Origin of the sequence: Hyphomonas jannaschiana VP2, from assembly GCF_000685215.1 — a bacterium.
Taxonomy (GTDB): domain Bacteria; phylum Pseudomonadota; class Alphaproteobacteria; order Caulobacterales; family Hyphomonadaceae; genus Hyphomonas; species Hyphomonas jannaschiana.
The window spans coordinates 125,392-141,653 of the sequence record NZ_ARYJ01000006.1 but is presented as its reverse complement, the minus strand read 5'-3'; the positions used below and the strand labels follow the sequence as shown (position 1 = coordinate 141,653).

Sequence of the window (16,262 nt, the reverse complement as noted above, 5' to 3'; positions counted from 1 at the left end):
CCTATTTGTCGCGCGGAAGCAGTTTCAACGGCATCCGGATCATCTGGGACATCAGAAGGTTTTCGAACCAGGGGTAGTCCGCGTCCACCAGGACCAATTCAAACTCCTGCTTGCCGAGTTCTTCGAGAAGTACCTGCGCAAGCATGGTGGCGACGATCCGCCCGACGCAGATGTGCGCCCCGCCGCCGAATGTCGTGACGCCCCGCAGGTTACGGTCGAGCCGGAATTCCTGCGGCGCTTCAAACACGGCGGGATCGTGATTGCCGGCCGCCCACATCATCAGCACCTGCGTGCCCTTCGGGATCGCAACGCCCAGATATTCCATATCTGCGAGGGCATAGCGTTTCAGCGCAATGACCGGCGGCTCGCACCGCAGGGCTTCCATCACGGCAGTGCCCATCTTTTCAGGGTTTGCCCTCAGTTCCTCCATGGCTTTCGGCTGCCTCAGCAGCGTGAAGACCATGTTCGCGGCGCCGACTGCGGCTGTATGGAAGCCATCAACCAGATTGCCCGCCAGCAGCTTCCCGACATTCTCCGGAACAATGCCGGCAAGTGTGGGATCGCCCGTGATGTCGATGTCCGTCAAGCTGGCCGCCAGACTGTCCACAAACGGATGCGTTCCGTCGGCGCGGCTGCGCATCGCCGCCGTCTCGATGATCTGCCCGTATGCCAGCATCGCCTCATCGGCCAGCTGCACGGCGTCCATCGTCATCCTTACAAGGAACATGTTGCTCATATTGTGGACGGCAATGGCCAGTTGCCCCAACTCGTCCTGTGTCAGGCCGATCAGGCGCCCCCAGAAGCGCAGGGTCAGCTGTTCGGCAACATCTCCGACGAAATCGATTGCGTCCCTCGCTTTGACGTCGTTCAGGATTTCCCGGACAACTTCCTGCGCGGTCTCATTCATCTGCGCGGCCTGCCTGGGGTTCAGCTCGCGCCAGAGCGCCATCCGCACAGGCCCATGAACCGGCGGGTTCGCCGTGAAAACCTGGTTGGAGATGACGCGCCCGATGCCGTCGCCGGGCAGGGTGGTCCCGTCATGGGCGCGACTGTGAAGCCCCGGAAACATTGCGTCCGGCGGCACGGCGCCAAGGTCCGGCATTGCACCGAAAGCCCGCAGGTCTTCGTGGCGGTAAACCGCTAGTTCATTGGCCTCTGTGCGCAGGAGGCGCGGCATGCCGGGAGCGAAGGCGACATCGCAGAAGGACCGGAAACTGTTCCGTCCGCCTGTAAATCCGAGGGATTCGACAGACGTCAGAGACGAAATTTCCTGAAGCGAGCCAGCTTGCATATCCCCGCTGTCGGTCATGATGAGACATCCTGATAAGGTAGCGAAGGCTACTATATTGGGATGTGACGCATCCGCAACCACTCATTTGTGCTGCGGAGTGTTGGAGTGGGCGACGGTATTCGCGCGAGTTTTACCCGATCGCTTCCCGCGCCATGGCGAACACGTCTTCGAACATCTCGGCCGTCAGCCGGCCGGTGTTCGTGTTGTAGCGGGAGCAGTGGTAGCTGGAGACCAGCAGGTAATCGCGCCCGCCTGCGTTCACCTCATACCTTGTTCCGTGCCCGAACGGATGATCTTTCAGCTTCAGGCCGAGGGCGCGCACGGTCGAGTCATGCGAAATCTTGCCGAGGCAGAGCATGACTTTCAGTTTCGGCAGCGCCTCGATGCGTGAAAGCAGGAACGGTCGGCAGGCATTGATCTCCGCGCCGACGGGCTTGTTCTCCGGCGGTACGCAGCGCACGGCATTGGTGATCATGGCGCCGGTCAGTTTCAGGCCGTCATCCGGGCTTGCGGCGAACTTGCCTTTGGAGAAGCCGAACTTGTCGATGGTCGCGTAGAGCAGGTCGCCCGCCCAGTCGCCGGTAAAAGGCCGCCCCGTCCGGTTCGCCCCGGTGACGCCCGGCGCGAGGCCGATGATCAGGAGTTCTGCCGTCTCATCGCCAAAGCTCGGTACCGCGCCGTTGAACCAGTCCGGCTCCTTCGCGGCGACGGCGCGGCGATACTCCACAAGGCGCGGACACAGCGCGCAATCCTTTGGCGCTTCGGGCGGGTAGGGCGTGTTTGTCATGGGAGACTATCTGGCGCGATTCGCGCCCGCGTCCTGTGCGTCGGCCTTCTTTGCACGCAGCTTGTCTGCCGCCGCAATCAGGCGCTCACGGTTTTTTTCCCCGTTGCCGTCGAGTCGGACATAAATCCAGCCAATCAGGGCGGTCCCCCAGAAAGGCGCCAGAAGGGTGATGATGATCAGCGGCAGTGCAACAAACTTTATAAATAGGCTCTGTTGGTCACTAAAAATGACCCAGGCGATAAGCCAGAGCAACAGCCCAGCATATACCGCAATTAGGATTCCCAGCATGCCGGAGATGAAAATGCCGACCCAGCGCATTGTCCCGGCACCGCTTGGCTTGAACTGAGCCTTCCCGTGCCAGACGTTCATCTGGATGATCCGGCCGGAATTCGCGCCCGTCTTCGTGCGGCGGCCCCGGCGCCTCAGCAGCCTTTTCAGGCTCTCGGATTTTGTGTGTCTGTGCGGGTCCCCCGCCATATCTTTTTCATCCTCCAGAATAGACATGGGAAGTGCGGCACAACCTGCAAGAGCAAATCGGTCCGCACCCACCCACTTGCCCCGACTCACCGGCGCCGCCACAAGATGGGGCATGCCTGCGACCCCGACTCTCGACGATGCCCGTGACCTGCTGAAGCGGGTTTATGGCTATGAGGCGTTCCGGGGCCTGCAGGAGGATGTGATCGCCGATGCGCTGGCGGGGCGGGACGCGCTGGCCGTACTGCCGACCGGCGGCGGCAAGTCGCTCTGCTACCAGATCCCGGCACTGCTGCGCCCCGGCGTCGGCCTCGTCGTCTCGCCGCTGATCGCGCTGATGGCCGATCAGGTAGACGCGCTGAAACAGGCAGGCGTGCGCGCCGAACGGCTCGACAGCTCGATGGACTTCACCGCCCGCGCCGATGCGTTGGACGCGGCCCAACGCGGCGAGATGGATTTGCTCTATGTCTCGCCCGAAGCACTTGGCACCGGCTTGGCCGACCGGCTGGCGAAGATGAGCATCTCCCTCATCGCCGTGGACGAGACGCACTGTGTCAGCCAGTGGGGGCATGACTTCCGCCCCGATTACCGCGCGCTTGGCCGGCTGAAGGATCTCTTCCCCGGCGTGCCGCGCCTTGCCGTCACCGCGACGGCAGATGCCCGCACGCGGGATGACATCCTCGCCCAGCTCAACCTGACGAAGCCGTCCGTCCACGTCGCAAGTTTCGACCGGCCGAATCTCGCCCTCGCCGCCGAGCCGAAAGAGGGCAACCGCACGCAGCGCGTTGTTTCCCTCGTGAAAGCGCGGCCCGGCCTTTCCGGCATTGTCTACTGCGCCACACGCAACGCCACCGAAGACCTGGCCGATGCGCTTGAGAAAGCAGGCATTCCGGCGCTGGCTTATCATGCGGGGCTTGAGGCAAATCTGCGAGCCGAGCGCCAGCGGCGCTTCCTGTTGGAAGATGGCCTCACCATGTGCGCCACGGTCGCCTTTGGCATGGGCGTCGACAAGCCGGATGTGCGCTTCGTAATCCATGCCGATCCGCCGAAAACGATGGAAGCCTACTGGCAGGAAGTCGGCCGGGCAGGGCGCGACGGTGAACCCGCAGAGGGCATCGCCCTTTATGGCCCGGCGGACATGCGCCGTTCCCTCAGCTGGACCTATGACAGCGATGCACCGGACGAAGTGAAGCGCGTCCAGATCACCAAGACGCGCCAGCTGTTCGCCTTCTTCGATGGCGACGAATGCCGCCGCCTGGCCGTCCGCCGTTACTTTGGCGAGGAGACGTCCGAGACCTGCGGCACGTGCGACATTTGCCGGGGCGAGGGCGTGGAGAGCCATGATGCGACCCGCTGGGCACAGATGGCCGTCTCCGCCGTGCTCCGCTGTGGCCAGCGCGTCGGGCGCGGGCGCCTCGTCCAGCATCTGATGGGGCAGGCGAAGGATGCGCTTGATGAGGAGCTGTCGGCGCAGTCCACCTTCGGCATTGGCGCGGAGCTGCCCAAGCAGGGCTGGAACCGGATTTTCGATGCGCTGCTCTATGACGGCATGCTGGCCGAAGGCGGCGATGCGATGCGCCCCATCGTCATGGTGCCGGATGCAGATGCGGCGCGGGCGCTGTTCAAGGGCGAGCGGACGCTCTTCCTGCGGGCCGACCCTGCCGCTGCCCGCCGCCGCAAGACGGGCCGGGTGGCGCGGGCAGGCGTGCAGGATGACCTGTCAGAGCGCGATCAGGCCCTGTTCGATGCCCTGCGCCTCTGGCGGACGGAAACCGCCAAGGCCCGCGGCGTACCGCCTTACGTGATTTTCCACGACCGGACGCTCGCTGAAATCGCCCGCGAGCGCCCCGAAAACCCGGATGCCCTGCGCGACATCAGCGGCGTCGGCGAGAAAAAAGCCCAGCGCTACGCCGAAGATGTGGCAAGGATCGTCGCGGAAGCCGCCTGATCCCCCTGTGGAACAGCGCATCCCCGCCCTTGACCCGGGCGCCGGGGCACCGCACCTATGACTCCGTAAGAATCCCCGCGAACCGGAGACATCATGGACTATTCTTCCCGCGAGCCGCGCCTCGACGACGAGAATGACGAGAAAAAGGCTTCCGAGCCGAATGCCTTCCTTGAGGAAGCGCTGTTCAAGGCCCGCACGATCCTGCTGACCGGCGGCATCGACTTCCTGCAGGCCCGCCGCGTGTGCGAGCGCCTGCTGGCCCTGTCGTCCGAGAATGACAAGCCGATCCTGCTGGTCCTGTCCTCGCCGGGCGGCCATGTCGAATCCGGCGACATGATCCACGACATGATCAAATTCGTCCCGGCGCCTGTGAAGATCCTCGGCACGGGCTGGTGCGCCTCTGCAGGCGCGCTGATCTATGCCGCGGCGAAGAAGGAAAACCGTTACGCCCTGCCGAACACCCGCTTCCTGCTTCATGAACCGCGCGGCGGCGTTGGCGGCCAGGCGACGGACGTGGAAATCCAGGCCCGCGAGATCATCAAGATGCGCGAGCGCCTGAACCGCATTTTCGCGGAAGCCACCGGCAAGTCCTACGAGAAGATCAAGGAAGACACCGATCGCGACTTCTGGATGAGCGCCAAGGAAGCCGTCGAATATGGTCTTGTCCACAAGATCGTGAGCCACCACAGCGAGATCGTCTGACCCTTCTCGGGCCTAGACGGTTAACTCGCCGGTAACCAAAAGTTAGCGGCCTCTCAATCATTCCCGGCGAATATCTCTCTTCTGTTTGACTGAAGAGAGACCGCCCGGATGCTCGCGCGCGTCGAAGACATTTCTTTGCCGATTTCGCCCGTTGCGGCGGACACCAATTGCGCAGCTGCGCTCAGCCTTTTCCTGTCAGATGTTTCGCTGTTCGCCATACCCTTGCGGGCTGAGGGCGGTGCGCTGACCCTTGTGACGCGTGCAGCCGTCACCGAAGCCATGGCGGGCCCTGAAGCCCGGACGATCTGGGCCGCTCAGCCCGTTTCGATCCTCGCCTCGGCAGATCCACAGATTGTGGATGCGGCGACGCCGGTCGGCCTTGCCGCGAACAATGCAGCGATGAAGTGCCCGGCCGCGCTCTCTGAAGGTCTCATTGTCACCCGGGAAGATGTCTATTGCGGTCTGGTCAGCCCGGCTGACCTCACCGTCGCGATTGCAAAAGAGAATGCCGCGCGTGCCCGCACGCTTGGCCAGGCCGCCCGCCGTATGGAGGCCGCCAAGGCAAGGCTGAATTCTGCCGCAAGGGAGAAGGCGGATTTCCTCGCCTTCCTGGGGCACGAGATCCGTACGCCGCTGACCGGTATCCTGGGGGTCGCCGACCTGTTGCAGGACAGCGTCTCCGGCGGTGAACCGAAACGCCTCGCGCGGACCATCTCCGATAGCGGCCATCATCTGGAGCGTTTGCTGAACGACCTGCTGGATCTGTCACGCCTCGAAGCGGGCAAGATGCCGCTGCATGCCGCGCCGTTCGATCTCGACGAGTTCGCTGCCGAGGCCCGGGATGTCTGGCAGCCGCGCACGGACGGCAAACGGGTTGCCCTGCGTATCCATGTCGAGGAAGGCACGCCGCGCATCGAGGCGGACGCTCTGCGCCTGCGGCAGGTCCTGTTCAACCTGCTCAGCAATGCCCTGAAGTTCACTGAACAGGGACATGTCGATGTCTCGCTCGCCACCTGGCGGGACGAGTCCTCCCTGCGCCTGCGCATGAGCGTCTCAGACACCGGTTGCGGCATCTCGGAGGAAGACAAGGCTCGCCTGTTTGAAGCGTTTGAACAGGCCAGCGCCAGTACCGTCCACACACATGGTGGCTCAGGCCTTGGCCTCGCGATTGCCAAGTCGCTGGTGAAGGCCATGGGCGGCGAGATCGTTCTTGCCGATAATCCGGATGGGGGCAGCATTTTCACGGTCGACCTACCGGTGCGCAAAGCCGGTCCGCGTCTGGTCAGCACGGCTACGAAGGAAAAATCCGTGCGGCCGCAAATGGGCAAGTTCGAACTGGGCCGCATTCTGGTCATCGAAGACCATGCCGCCAGTGCGCTGGTGATTACCGAAGCCCTGCGCGCCGCAGGCTGGGAGGTGGATCATGCGCCGAGCGCGGCCATTGCCCGCGAGCATTTGTTCGATGTGCCTTACCAGGCTGTCCTCACCGACATCCATCTGCCGGATGAAAGCGGGGACATGATCCTCCGTACCCTGCGCACAGATGCCGGACCAAACCGGGATACACCGGTCCTGGCGGTAACGGCAGATCTGACCGACCGCCGGCGCACTACCTGCCGGGCAGCCGGCTTCGTTGCGATGATCGAGAAGCCGATCCGGCCGCGCGCGCTGGTCGCGACCCTGGCCGATATTCTGATGCTGGGCGACAGCCCCGACGCCTGGGCCCGGGCGGGCTGAGGCAGGGCGGATCCGAAGGCATGAGCAGGCGGTAAGAACGAGCGCCTGACTGCGGCCCATCGCCTCCCGGCTGGACCGGCCCCCGGTTGACCCGTTAGCGTGCAGCGACTGCCATGCCTGAGATTGCTCGCCCCTCATCCCGGACCGCGCTTGTTCGCGGGCTCGCCCTGAAATGTCCGTCATGCGGGCAGGGCGCCCTTTACCGGGCCTACCTGAAACCTGTGGATACCTGTGCGTGCTGCGGCGCGCCTCTGGGCCAGGTGCCATCCGAGGATGGTCCGGCATGGCTGACCGTGTTGATGCTGGCGCCTTTTCTGGTGGCCGTGACGTTCTTCGTGTCCATGTCGAGCCTGCCGCTCTGGATCAGTCTGCCGGGCGCGGCCCTTGCCGTCACAGGACTGGTCATGCTGGCCCTGCCACGCGTCAAAGCTGGCTGGATCGCCGTGCTCTGGTCAATGGGCAAGGTGGGGGCAAGCCAGGAATAGTTTAGCGGGAAAATGGTGGTTCGGGGGAGACTTGAACTCCCGACCTCGCGATTATGAGACCGTTTCAGGTGAAGCGACTGAGAAAAAACTGAATATCTTCAGTGTTAAGAGCGATTCCTAGAGGACTAGCTGGACCCAAAATTGGGCTCAAAACTCCAGTTTGCGTGTCATTTGCATGCCAGCTGGAATTCCACAAATAACCATATAAGGGCTTCAGCCACGGCATATAGCGAGGTTGGGTGCAAGCATTAAATTTCTATAATTAGGGGACAAGGTCCGCTCCTTTAAATTGACATTTTGGGTGTAGTGAGGGCAAGCGAGAGACATGCTCAATAATCAAAAGATCATGCAGCGGATTGGACTCGAGGCGACTTTTAGCCGAGAGGTGCTGAACTATTTTGTCCGGTATGCGTTCCCTCTGTTTGCTGTCTCCACGGTGATGGGAATTTTGTTTCTCGCATCTCCGATTTTCATGCTTCAGGTCTATGACAGGGTTCTGGGATCCGGCAATCTCGGAACATTGGCTTTCCTTGCAGCGATTGCCATATTCTGCCTCGGCTGCATGGCCGTATTTGACTATTTGCGAGCGCGTGCCCTGTCTCATTTGGCTGCCGCTATGTACCAGAAATTTGCACCGCGAGTTCTCGAGATGAGCGCAGCGCAAGCTGCCAGGTCATCTCAGGCAACGATTGTGGGGTTACGAGAAATAGATACCATTCGAAATGTGGCATCTGGTTTCGCAGTCAGCACGATTCTGGATGCGCCAGTGGTGCCTCTGTTTCTCTTTGCCATTTTCGGGGCGAGTTTTCAGTTGGGCATCGTTGTCTTGATTGGCGGGATAGCTCTTTTTTCAATTGCCATCTTGTCGGATGCACTGACGCGCCGCGCGGCAGGACAATCTCATTCGGATGAGATTCGCTCGTTCGAATTCGCTGAACAGGCTGTCGGATCGGCTGACTTCTTCGCGGCAACGGGCCGTCTGGGGGCTATCGGCGAAACGTTTGGTCAGATCGTTTACAAGCAACTTTCGGAACAGTTGAAAACGCACCAAGTTCAAACGGTAGCCAGTAGTTCTTCCAAATTCATTCGCTTGCTCATTCAGGTTTCAATTCTGAGCGTCGGTGCGATCCTTGTTATTCAAAGTGAAATCAGCGCTGGGGCAATGATCGCGTGCAGCATTATTTCCGGGCGCGCTCTGGCCCCGATTGAACAGTCAATTGGCGCTTGGAATCAAATTCAATCCGCTCGGCAAGCTTTGTCCATTTTGGGGCGTCTGGAGACGTTTCGATCAGATGTCCGCCCGGATTTCGAGTTACCTTCGCCGAGAGGCCGCGTTCGATTGGAGCGCCTTACGTGTCGGCTCCCTAATTCGCCACAGCCGCTCTTTGCGGGTATCAGCATGGATATTCAGCCAGGTCAGCTTGTTGCCGTTGTGGGGGAAAGCGGAACAGGTAAGTCGACGCTTTGTCGTTTGTTGACCGGCTTGATGCAACCGGTAGCCGGCAAGGTGACGATTGATGGCGTCGACTTGCAAAACTGGAGCAATCAGCAGGTACAGAGGATGCTCGGCTATCTGCCGCAATCCGTGAAGCTGCTCCGCGGTACAATCGCACAGAATATCGCGAGTTTTGATGAAACAGTCACAGACGAGCAAATTGTAGCGGCTGCGCAACTGAGTGGCGCTCACGGGATGATCGCGCAACTACCGAAGAACTACTCGACTATGATCGGGGCTAACGGAACACAGCTTTCAGGCGGGCAGACCCAACTGGTTGGCTTAGCTCGTGCACTCGTTCTGAATCCGACTGTGCTGGTTCTGGATGAGCCAACGGCCCATCTCGATCACGTTTCCAAGCAGCATTTCGGCGCCTTTCTCAAGCGCTGCGTACTGATGAAAAAGACAGTCGTTCTCGTAACGCACGACCGCCAACTTGCCCAGGCTTGCGATGTGGCGCTTGTCCTTCAGCCAGAAGGGCGCTTCGAGCTGAAAAGAAACGAATCCATGTCTCTTTCAAAGCTCGCCAAAGGGGAGGAGCTTAATGCGCAGCGTGCCTCTTAGTCTCTCAGACAGCCCGGCAGATGCTGAAGGGGACTTGCAGTTCCGTCTCAAGCGTATCTTGTTTGGACGTACAATGATTGTTCTGGTTGTGATGCTTGCGGGTTTCTTGCTGTGGACGATTTTTGCCCCCCTAGCGGGTGGGGCAATCGCCTCCGGACAAGTGGTGATCGATGGGGAGCGTATCCCGATCCAGCATCAGGAAGGTGGGCTGCTCGACAAGATCTCCGTGCGCGAGGGTGATTTTGTAGAGCAGGGACAAGTTCTCGCAGTTGTCAAATCCAAGGCGCTGACGGCCAAGAGGAATGCAGCAACTCTGAATTTGTTTTCACTACAGGTGACCGAGGCGCGTTTGATTGCAGAGCGCGACGGCGAGCAGAATATTGCCATTTCAGCAGACCATATTGATGAGGACCTGCGCGGAAGAGCCCAGGATACCATCCGCGAAGCAAAGGACCTGCTGCAGAAGAATAACGGTCTGTTCGAAACCCAGATGGATACGCTTTCAGCGCAGGAAGCCCAGACAAGATCTCAACTTGCTGGTCTTTTGGCACAACTCCAAAGTCTTGATGAGCAAATCACATCTCTCCAAGATGACATGGAGGCTCAAAGAACGCTGTTGGAAAAGGGACTGACCCGTCTTCCCGCCTATCGACAATATGAGCGTCAGTTCGCAGCATCAAAAGGGCAACGCAAGTTCACTGAGAGTGAAATCACTCGGCTTGAAGCAGCGCTTCAGGAGATTTCCTCGAACCGGGCTGCGAAGATGGCGGAAAAAAATCAAAGGATTGCAAGTGAGCTGACGGATACAAAATCCAGGATTACCCAAGCGGTTGAAGAGCTCTCTTATCTGGAAGACGCGTTTGAGCGTTCAGAAATCAAATCACCGATTGCCGGACAGGTGATCAATGTTGCTTATGATGCTCCCGGCAGCATCATACCTTCCGGCGGGCAGCTGATGGAGATTGTCCCTCCTGACCCTAAAGTGGTCATTGAGGCTCATGTCGCCCCAAAGGATGTAGAAAACCTTCGTGCCGGTAATACGGCGGTTCTGAGCTTCCCGGGCCTCAGTCGCCGGGAAATGCCACGGATTACTGGACGGCTCACGTCTCTTAGTGACGACGTGATCGTCGACCCGAATGCAGGAAAGCCCTACTATCTTGCGCGTGTCGAAGTGCCTTTTGAAGACGAGCACGTGAGCCATGCTCTCGAGCTGGTGCGCCCGGGTATGCCCGTAGAGGTAACGCTTGTGACGAAATCAAGGACTCTTGCGGAATACCTCATTGAGCCAATTGCTGAGTCCTATTCGAAGGCTTTTGTGAGCAACTGAACAACGGCAAATCTTCGTGGAATGCAGGCCCGGAACACGGTATTGCGCTTCAGTCTCAGGATCCAATATAGGTCGCTTCCTCAATGATCACGCGCGCAAATGCTTTTTTTCTGGGTCGTCGCCAGACGGCGCAGGAGAATTTCTTCAAGAGTCTGTTTTTGAACCAGAAAGCGACCATGAATGACGGGAGAGTCGAGCTGGAGGTTGTGCGCCCTTACCTCAAGAGCAACTCGGTGATTATCGACGTGGGGGCCCACGTCGGGATCTTCTCCAGACGCCTCGCGCAGTTGGCTCCTGACTGCGTTGTATTGTCATTCGAGCCGCAATCTTTGCCGCGCTCAGTTTTTGGTCTCGCCGGTTTTTTTCGTTCAGCTAAAAATATATTGATTATGCCTTTCGCGCTTGGTGAAGAGGCGGGTCTTATTGAGCTCAGCATACCGATTAAGAAGAAAGGTGGTGTGGGAATTGGCCTGGCGCATGTTGGTGATGATACTGACCTGCGCGATCGTTTCGAAGTCAAGAAAGAGCTCGTATCAATTGTTCGCCTAGACGATGTGATGGCCCGCATGGATTTCGGGCCGGTCAGCCTCATCAAGGTTGATGTCGAAGGAGGGGAGCTGAACGTATTGAAGGGGGCTTTAGACCTCATTACGTCCCAGAAGCCTGCCATTCTTTGTGAGATTGATGGACGTGAGCACCGGTTTGGATCCAGCTCTCAGGAGCTGTCCGATTTCCTTGCAGAGCTTGGTTATATTCCACACAGTCTCGAAACAGGAGAAATTCTGAAGGCCAGTGAGCTTGAAAAAAATACGCTTTTCCTTGCTGTCTGAGATCCTTGTTTCATTCTCTTAGTGAAATAAAATTCGGATATAGATAAATTTCTTAAGTTTAAAAAATAATTTTTTATTTCTCTCTAAGGTTTCACTTTTAAGGCGAGTTTTTTTCACTACCCTCCGAGTGCTCCTTCAATCCCGAAGGGGCAAATCAATCGGAGGCAATGATGCCAAACTACTATTATGGAACAAGCGGGAACGACACCCATAACGGAAATGGCGCTGTAGACATCATGTATGGGCGTGCTGGTAACGACACGCTGCGCGGGTATGGCGGTAACGATATCCTGTATGGGGAAGATGGAGATGACACGCTGCAAGGCGGTGATGGCCAGGACACGCTTTACGGCGGAAACGGCAACGATCCATACCTGCGCGGCGGCGGCGGAAATGACTGGATTTATGGCGAAGATGGAAACGATTCCCTGATCGGCGATGACGGGAACGACTATCTCAGTGGCGGGGCTGGAGCCGATAGCTTGCAAGGGGGCAACGGGAGTGACGTCGCGTATGGCGGCACGGGAGATGATTATCTCCGAGGTGGTTCAGCTGATGACTGGCTGTACGGAGAAGCCGGTAACGATGAACTCATCGGCGATAACAACAATGACTGGCTTTTTGGAGGAGATGGGGCCGATATCCTTCGCGGCGGTAACGGAAACGACCGGCTGATAGGCGGAGCTGGTACAGACGCGATCTATACAGGTGGTAACGATAGCTCTGCAGACCACATCTATTTTGAAATGGGTGATTCGCTCCTAGGGGATGTCGTCTATGATTTCTATGCGAATGACACAATATACATTGACAGCCGGATGTCCTACACGATTACAGACAGTATTCCAAATGATGGCTATGCAGTGATTACGCTTGGTGGCGGTCAAGGTGAGATATCTGTGTATGGTCCGGGTGCAAACGCCTTGAGCTTTGGTGTCACTCTCTACGTCGCGGGAAGCGCCGATGATCCGTATAACACCCATGGTGGCGGTCCAAACGGAGACGGAACAGACTATGGTCACGGATGATCGTTTCTAAGGTCAGATCGGCATTTGCTGGGGAGAAAATTCTCCCCAGCAATTTATAGATTGTCCCCCCCTATTGATCGTTCGAAAACGGTCCGGTTGGTATGTCATCTGCCTGCGAAGGGTGCACTAGGAAATAATCGCGCCAGCGTCTTTGTTGATCCAACTCATTTGTGCGGATAAGTTCGGAGTCGTCATCACTCAGGCGCCATGCTTCGTAACCGTTATCCAGAAAGTAATTCAGCACTGTTTCCGGATCCCGATTAAAATTGTTCCGTAGAGAGAAGGGATGGATTTCAATAAGGAAGGCAGGAAGGTGCTGTTCGATCGTCTTCTTTCCACCCTCGATCATCAGGCACTCAGCGCCCTCAATATCGCAGCGGATGAAATCAACAGTATCAAGTTTCATCTTCGAGACGATGGAATCCAGCGAGATTACGGGAGTCTTCTGCCGCTCAAACTGAGTGTTGTTTGATGTTGCAAGAATTTCCTCGGATCCCCGGGCATCGTCCCCGATCACAGCGTAAGCACGCCCCAGATGCCCGCTTTTCTTCAGCGGAACATTCAGGGTTGTCTCGCCATCCTTTTCGCCAATGGCGTAGTTGTGGGGAAAGACATTGGAGAGTTTGTGCCACTTAATAAGGCGGCACATTATTTCGTATGAATACCGTGAGGGCTCGAAAGCGTGGATGGTTCCTTCAGGGCCAACGATCTGCGACATGAGATACGAGTGCCGACCATCACTGGCGCCAAAATGCAAGCACGTGTCGCCTGACTTGCAAAGGTATCGCATATATGGCGCTTCCGGCTCGAACTTTCGGCCGGATAGATTTCGCTGGTACATCCGCCACGTTGTGTAGAGGTTGCGTATATTCATCATCGTACTCATTTCGGTTTTCCGCCTTGGATGGGGGCGCAGGTGGTTCATTCTACCAATAGAATACTCGTAGGCAGACTTCGAGTAGAATAACGTAGCTTGAAAGTTGATGCCCAGTCAGTCCACAAGATGACCGACGCCAGCATGATGAAGGTCTACGCGCCACCCAATGTGTCCTGTTTGACAGAAAGCCCGAAAATTCAGTTACCTCAGGAGGTGGGAGTAGGGGGCTGCCGATCTCGCAATATGAGACCGTTTCGGATGAAACCGCTGAAAAAAGCCGAGTATCTTCAGGTTTGGCTCTCTTGCCCATTCCTCAGCTCCATAGTCGAAGCCGGAACTAACTCAAATAACGGACCATTTTTTGGGGGGGGCAGAGCAGGTTTTTCGGGCGATTGCTTCCACGGTATCTGAACTTGTTAGAGCAAGATCTGAAATACCCTGATCCAATTTAGCTTGATCAATCTTTCCGCCGAAATCACTAAATTCGATCAGATTTGAATATGCAGATGCTATTGCACACCCAAGAGCAAACTTTTCGTTTTGAGGGTGAGTTGTGTGTTTTTTTTGACAGAAAGTCTGAAAAATCAATGTTCTCAGGAGGGTCAATGGTGGTTCGGGGGAGACTTGAACTCCCGACCTCGCGATTATGAGTCGCGCGCTCTAACCAGCTGAGCTACCGAACCGTTCGCTGGTGCGAAGGGGGCCTAATACACGCGGGCGCGCCTGCCTGCAAGCGGGCGATATGCACCTCGTTGCATCGCCGCATCCCAATGATTGCAGCGAAGGTGCCAGCAGGCTGCCAACGGCCCCTGCGGCAATGGTTTCAGGCAGAATGTTGCTTCGAATCAAGGCTGCGCGCCGGGATGCTTCCGGCGCCTCCGGGACACCTCTTGGCAAGTTGGCAGCCATCCCCATAGACTTGCCGGCATGAAGCGCATTCTGATCGCGTTGCCCGCCGCCATACTGATCGGTCTGTCCCTGCCTGCCGAGGGGCAGGAGGCGGAGGCGATCGACGCCTATTTGTCGGGCAATTACGCGGCTGCGCTGGCCAGGACGGCGAAAGCGCCGGATGCCGATTCCCGGGCGTTCGCAGCGCGGATCCTGCTGGCCGAGGCGATTTGCCAGGACGGCCAGCCGTCGCAGGCATTGCTGCAGAATGCGCTGGCCGAAGCCAACCAGGCTCTCACTCTCCAGCCTGGCCATATCGAGGGCCGGCTGCAGAAGGCGATCACCCTGTCCCTTATCAGCCGTCCGATGAGCACCGGAGAGATACGTCGCACAGGGATCGGCGGTGAAGCGCGCGACCTGGCCGAAGGCGTGCTGGCTGAGGAGCCCGGCAATGTCTATGCGCATGGTTTTCTGGCGGTCTGGAATGTGGAAGTCGTCCGTCGCGGGGGCACGCTGGGGGCGATGATGATGGGCGCCAGCCTCGACAATGCCCGCAGCCACTACCGAGCAGCGGCGGCGCTTGCGCCCGGCGATGCGGCGATCCGCTGGCAATGGGCTCGCGCGCTGGCGGCGTTGAATGCGAGAAAATACGGGGCGGAGATCGAGGACGCCCTTGATGCGGCCCTGGCGGCGCCGGGCGACAGCGAGCTTGAGCGAGTCATGCAGGCCCGCGCAGGCACGCTCAAGGCTGTGTTGGACGCTGACGGCCCCCGCGCCGCCGAGGCGCGCGCGTTGGATATGCTGTAAGCGGAGCTGGTTCGCAGGCCTATTCCGCCGCGACTGTTTCGGTGGTGGCTTCCTGTTCTGACAGGAAGCGTTCGGCGTCCAGCGCCGCCATGCAGCCCATGCCCGCCGCTGTCACGGCCTGGCGATAGGTCTCGTCGGTGACGTCGCCCGCGGCGAACACGCCTGGGATTTCCGTCTGCGGCGTGCCGGGCTTTGTGATGAGATAGCCATTGTCCTTCATGGCCAGCTTGCCTTTGAACAACTCCGTCGATGGGGCGTGGCCGATGGCGATGAAGACGCCATGGACAGGGATGAGTTTTTCCTCGCCGGTCTTTACATTCTTGATCTTCGCGCCGGTCACGCCGAGCGGGTTTTCGTCGCCGATGACTTCTTCGAGCACGTGATCCCAGATCACTTCGACCTTCGGATTCTTCACCAGCCGTTCCTGCAGGATCTTCTCGGCGCGGAAGCTGTCGCGGCGGTGCACGACGGTGACCTTGGAGGCGAAATTCGTCAGGAACAGCGCTTCTTCAACGGCGGTGTTACCGCCGCCAACGACCAGGACCTCACGGCCGCGATAGAAGAAGCCGTCGCACGTGGCGCAGGCGGAGACGCCGAAGCCCTTGAACTTCTCTTCCGTCGGCAGGCCCAGCCATTTGGCTTGGGCGCCTGTGCAGATGACGACAGAATCTGCGGTGTAGACCGTGCCGCTCTCACCGATTGCCTTGAAGGGGCGGCTGTCGAAGTCGACTTCGGCGATGTGGTCGTTCTCGACCTTCGCGCCCATGGCTTCGGCATGTTCCTGCATCTTCACCATCAGGTCCGGGCCCTGGATCTCTGTAAAGCCGGGATAGTTTTCGACTTCCGTGGTGATGGTCAGCTGGCCGCCGGGCTGGATGCCGGTGACGACCAGCACATCGCGCAGGGCGCGGGCGCCATAGACGGCAGCCGTCCAGCCGGCAGGGCCGGAGCCGAGGATGAGGATTTCAGCGTGTTTGGTCTCGGCCATGTCGGTACTCCGGATGTGCCTGATGGAATCGGCT

General features: G+C 58.6%; 14 protein-coding genes and 1 tRNA gene. 9 read left to right on the top strand and 6 right to left on the bottom strand.

Annotated elements, in window-relative coordinates; all coding sequences use genetic code 11:
• Position 1 precedes the first annotated feature (1 nt).
• From HJA_RS11025 to HJA_RS11015, 3 genes are all read right to left on the bottom strand, one after another.
• Positions 2–1,309, bottom strand: a complete 1,308-nt coding sequence (locus HJA_RS11025; RefSeq protein WP_035582103.1) for a cytochrome P450 — start codon at positions 1,307–1,309, stop codon at positions 2–4.
• Between the two features lie 112 nt (positions 1,310–1,421).
• On the bottom strand, positions 1,422–2,078 hold the full coding sequence (locus HJA_RS11020; protein WP_035582100.1) for a uracil-DNA glycosylase: 657 nt from the start codon (positions 2,076–2,078) through the stop codon (positions 1,422–1,424).
• A 6-nt stretch (positions 2,079–2,084) separates the two neighbouring features.
• A complete protein-coding gene (locus HJA_RS11015; RefSeq protein ID WP_035582099.1) occupies positions 2,085–2,582 on the bottom strand; it encodes a hypothetical protein in 498 nt (165 codons plus the stop codon).
• 85 nt (positions 2,583–2,667) lie between these two features.
• Between HJA_RS11015 and recQ the strand changes: the two genes are divergently transcribed.
• From recQ to HJA_RS10975, 8 genes are all read left to right on the top strand, one after another.
• Positions 2,668–4,500 (top strand): DNA helicase RecQ, encoded by a 1,833-nt coding sequence (recQ, locus tag HJA_RS11010; RefSeq protein ID WP_035582092.1) that lies wholly within the window; start codon positions 2,668–2,670, stop codon positions 4,498–4,500.
• Positions 4,501–4,593: 93 nt separating this feature from the next.
• A complete protein-coding gene (locus tag HJA_RS11005) occupies positions 4,594–5,202 on the top strand; it encodes an ATP-dependent Clp protease proteolytic subunit (protein WP_035582091.1) in 609 nt (202 codons plus the stop codon).
• A gap of 108 nt (positions 5,203–5,310) precedes the next feature.
• Complete coding sequence (locus HJA_RS11000) at positions 5,311–6,939, top strand: ATP-binding protein (RefSeq protein ID WP_035582090.1); 1,629 nt, start codon at positions 5,311–5,313, stop codon at positions 6,937–6,939.
• A 113-nt stretch (positions 6,940–7,052) separates the two neighbouring features.
• A complete protein-coding gene (locus HJA_RS10995; protein ID WP_035582089.1) occupies positions 7,053–7,424 on the top strand; it encodes a DUF983 domain-containing protein in 372 nt (123 codons plus the stop codon).
• A 325-nt stretch (positions 7,425–7,749) separates the two neighbouring features.
• Positions 7,750–9,483, top strand: coding sequence for a type I secretion system permease/ATPase (locus tag HJA_RS10990; protein WP_051597598.1), 1,734 nt, complete (start codon positions 7,750–7,752; stop codon positions 9,481–9,483).
• The gene (locus HJA_RS10985) at positions 9,464–10,810 is read left to right on the top strand and encodes an HlyD family type I secretion periplasmic adaptor subunit (RefSeq protein ID WP_035582088.1); all 1,347 of its coding nucleotides are present in this window, start codon (positions 9,464–9,466) and stop codon (positions 10,808–10,810) included. Before HJA_RS10990 ends, HJA_RS10985 begins: the two co-directional genes overlap by 20 nt.
• Before the next feature lie 83 nt (positions 10,811–10,893).
• Positions 10,894–11,640 (top strand): FkbM family methyltransferase, encoded by a 747-nt coding sequence (locus tag HJA_RS18040; RefSeq protein WP_051597597.1) that lies wholly within the window; start codon positions 10,894–10,896, stop codon positions 11,638–11,640.
• Positions 11,641–11,810: 170 nt separating this feature from the next.
• Positions 11,811–12,668, top strand: coding sequence for a calcium-binding protein (locus tag HJA_RS10975; RefSeq protein WP_162177051.1), 858 nt, complete (start codon positions 11,811–11,813; stop codon positions 12,666–12,668).
• A gap of 70 nt (positions 12,669–12,738) precedes the next feature.
• Here the strand turns inward: HJA_RS10975 and HJA_RS10970 are convergent, their stop codons facing one another.
• Both HJA_RS10970 and HJA_RS10965 read right to left on the bottom strand, forming a co-directional pair.
• A complete protein-coding gene (locus tag HJA_RS10970) occupies positions 12,739–13,554 on the bottom strand; it encodes an FkbM family methyltransferase (protein WP_035582087.1) in 816 nt (271 codons plus the stop codon).
• A gap of 597 nt (positions 13,555–14,151) precedes the next feature.
• Positions 14,152–14,228: transfer RNA gene (locus HJA_RS10965), tRNA-Met, on the bottom strand.
• Between the two features lie 244 nt (positions 14,229–14,472).
• Between HJA_RS10965 and HJA_RS10960 the strand changes: the two genes are divergently transcribed.
• The gene (locus HJA_RS10960; RefSeq protein ID WP_035582086.1) at positions 14,473–15,240 is read left to right on the top strand and encodes a hypothetical protein; all 768 of its coding nucleotides are present in this window, start codon (positions 14,473–14,475) and stop codon (positions 15,238–15,240) included.
• Positions 15,241–15,259: 19 nt separating this feature from the next.
• Here HJA_RS10960 and trxB read toward each other — a convergent pair whose 3' ends face one another.
• Positions 15,260–16,228: a thioredoxin-disulfide reductase gene (trxB, locus tag HJA_RS10955; RefSeq protein WP_035582084.1), complete on the bottom strand. Its 969-nt coding sequence runs from the start codon at positions 16,226–16,228 to the stop codon at positions 15,260–15,262.
• Positions 16,229–16,262 lie beyond the last annotated feature (34 nt).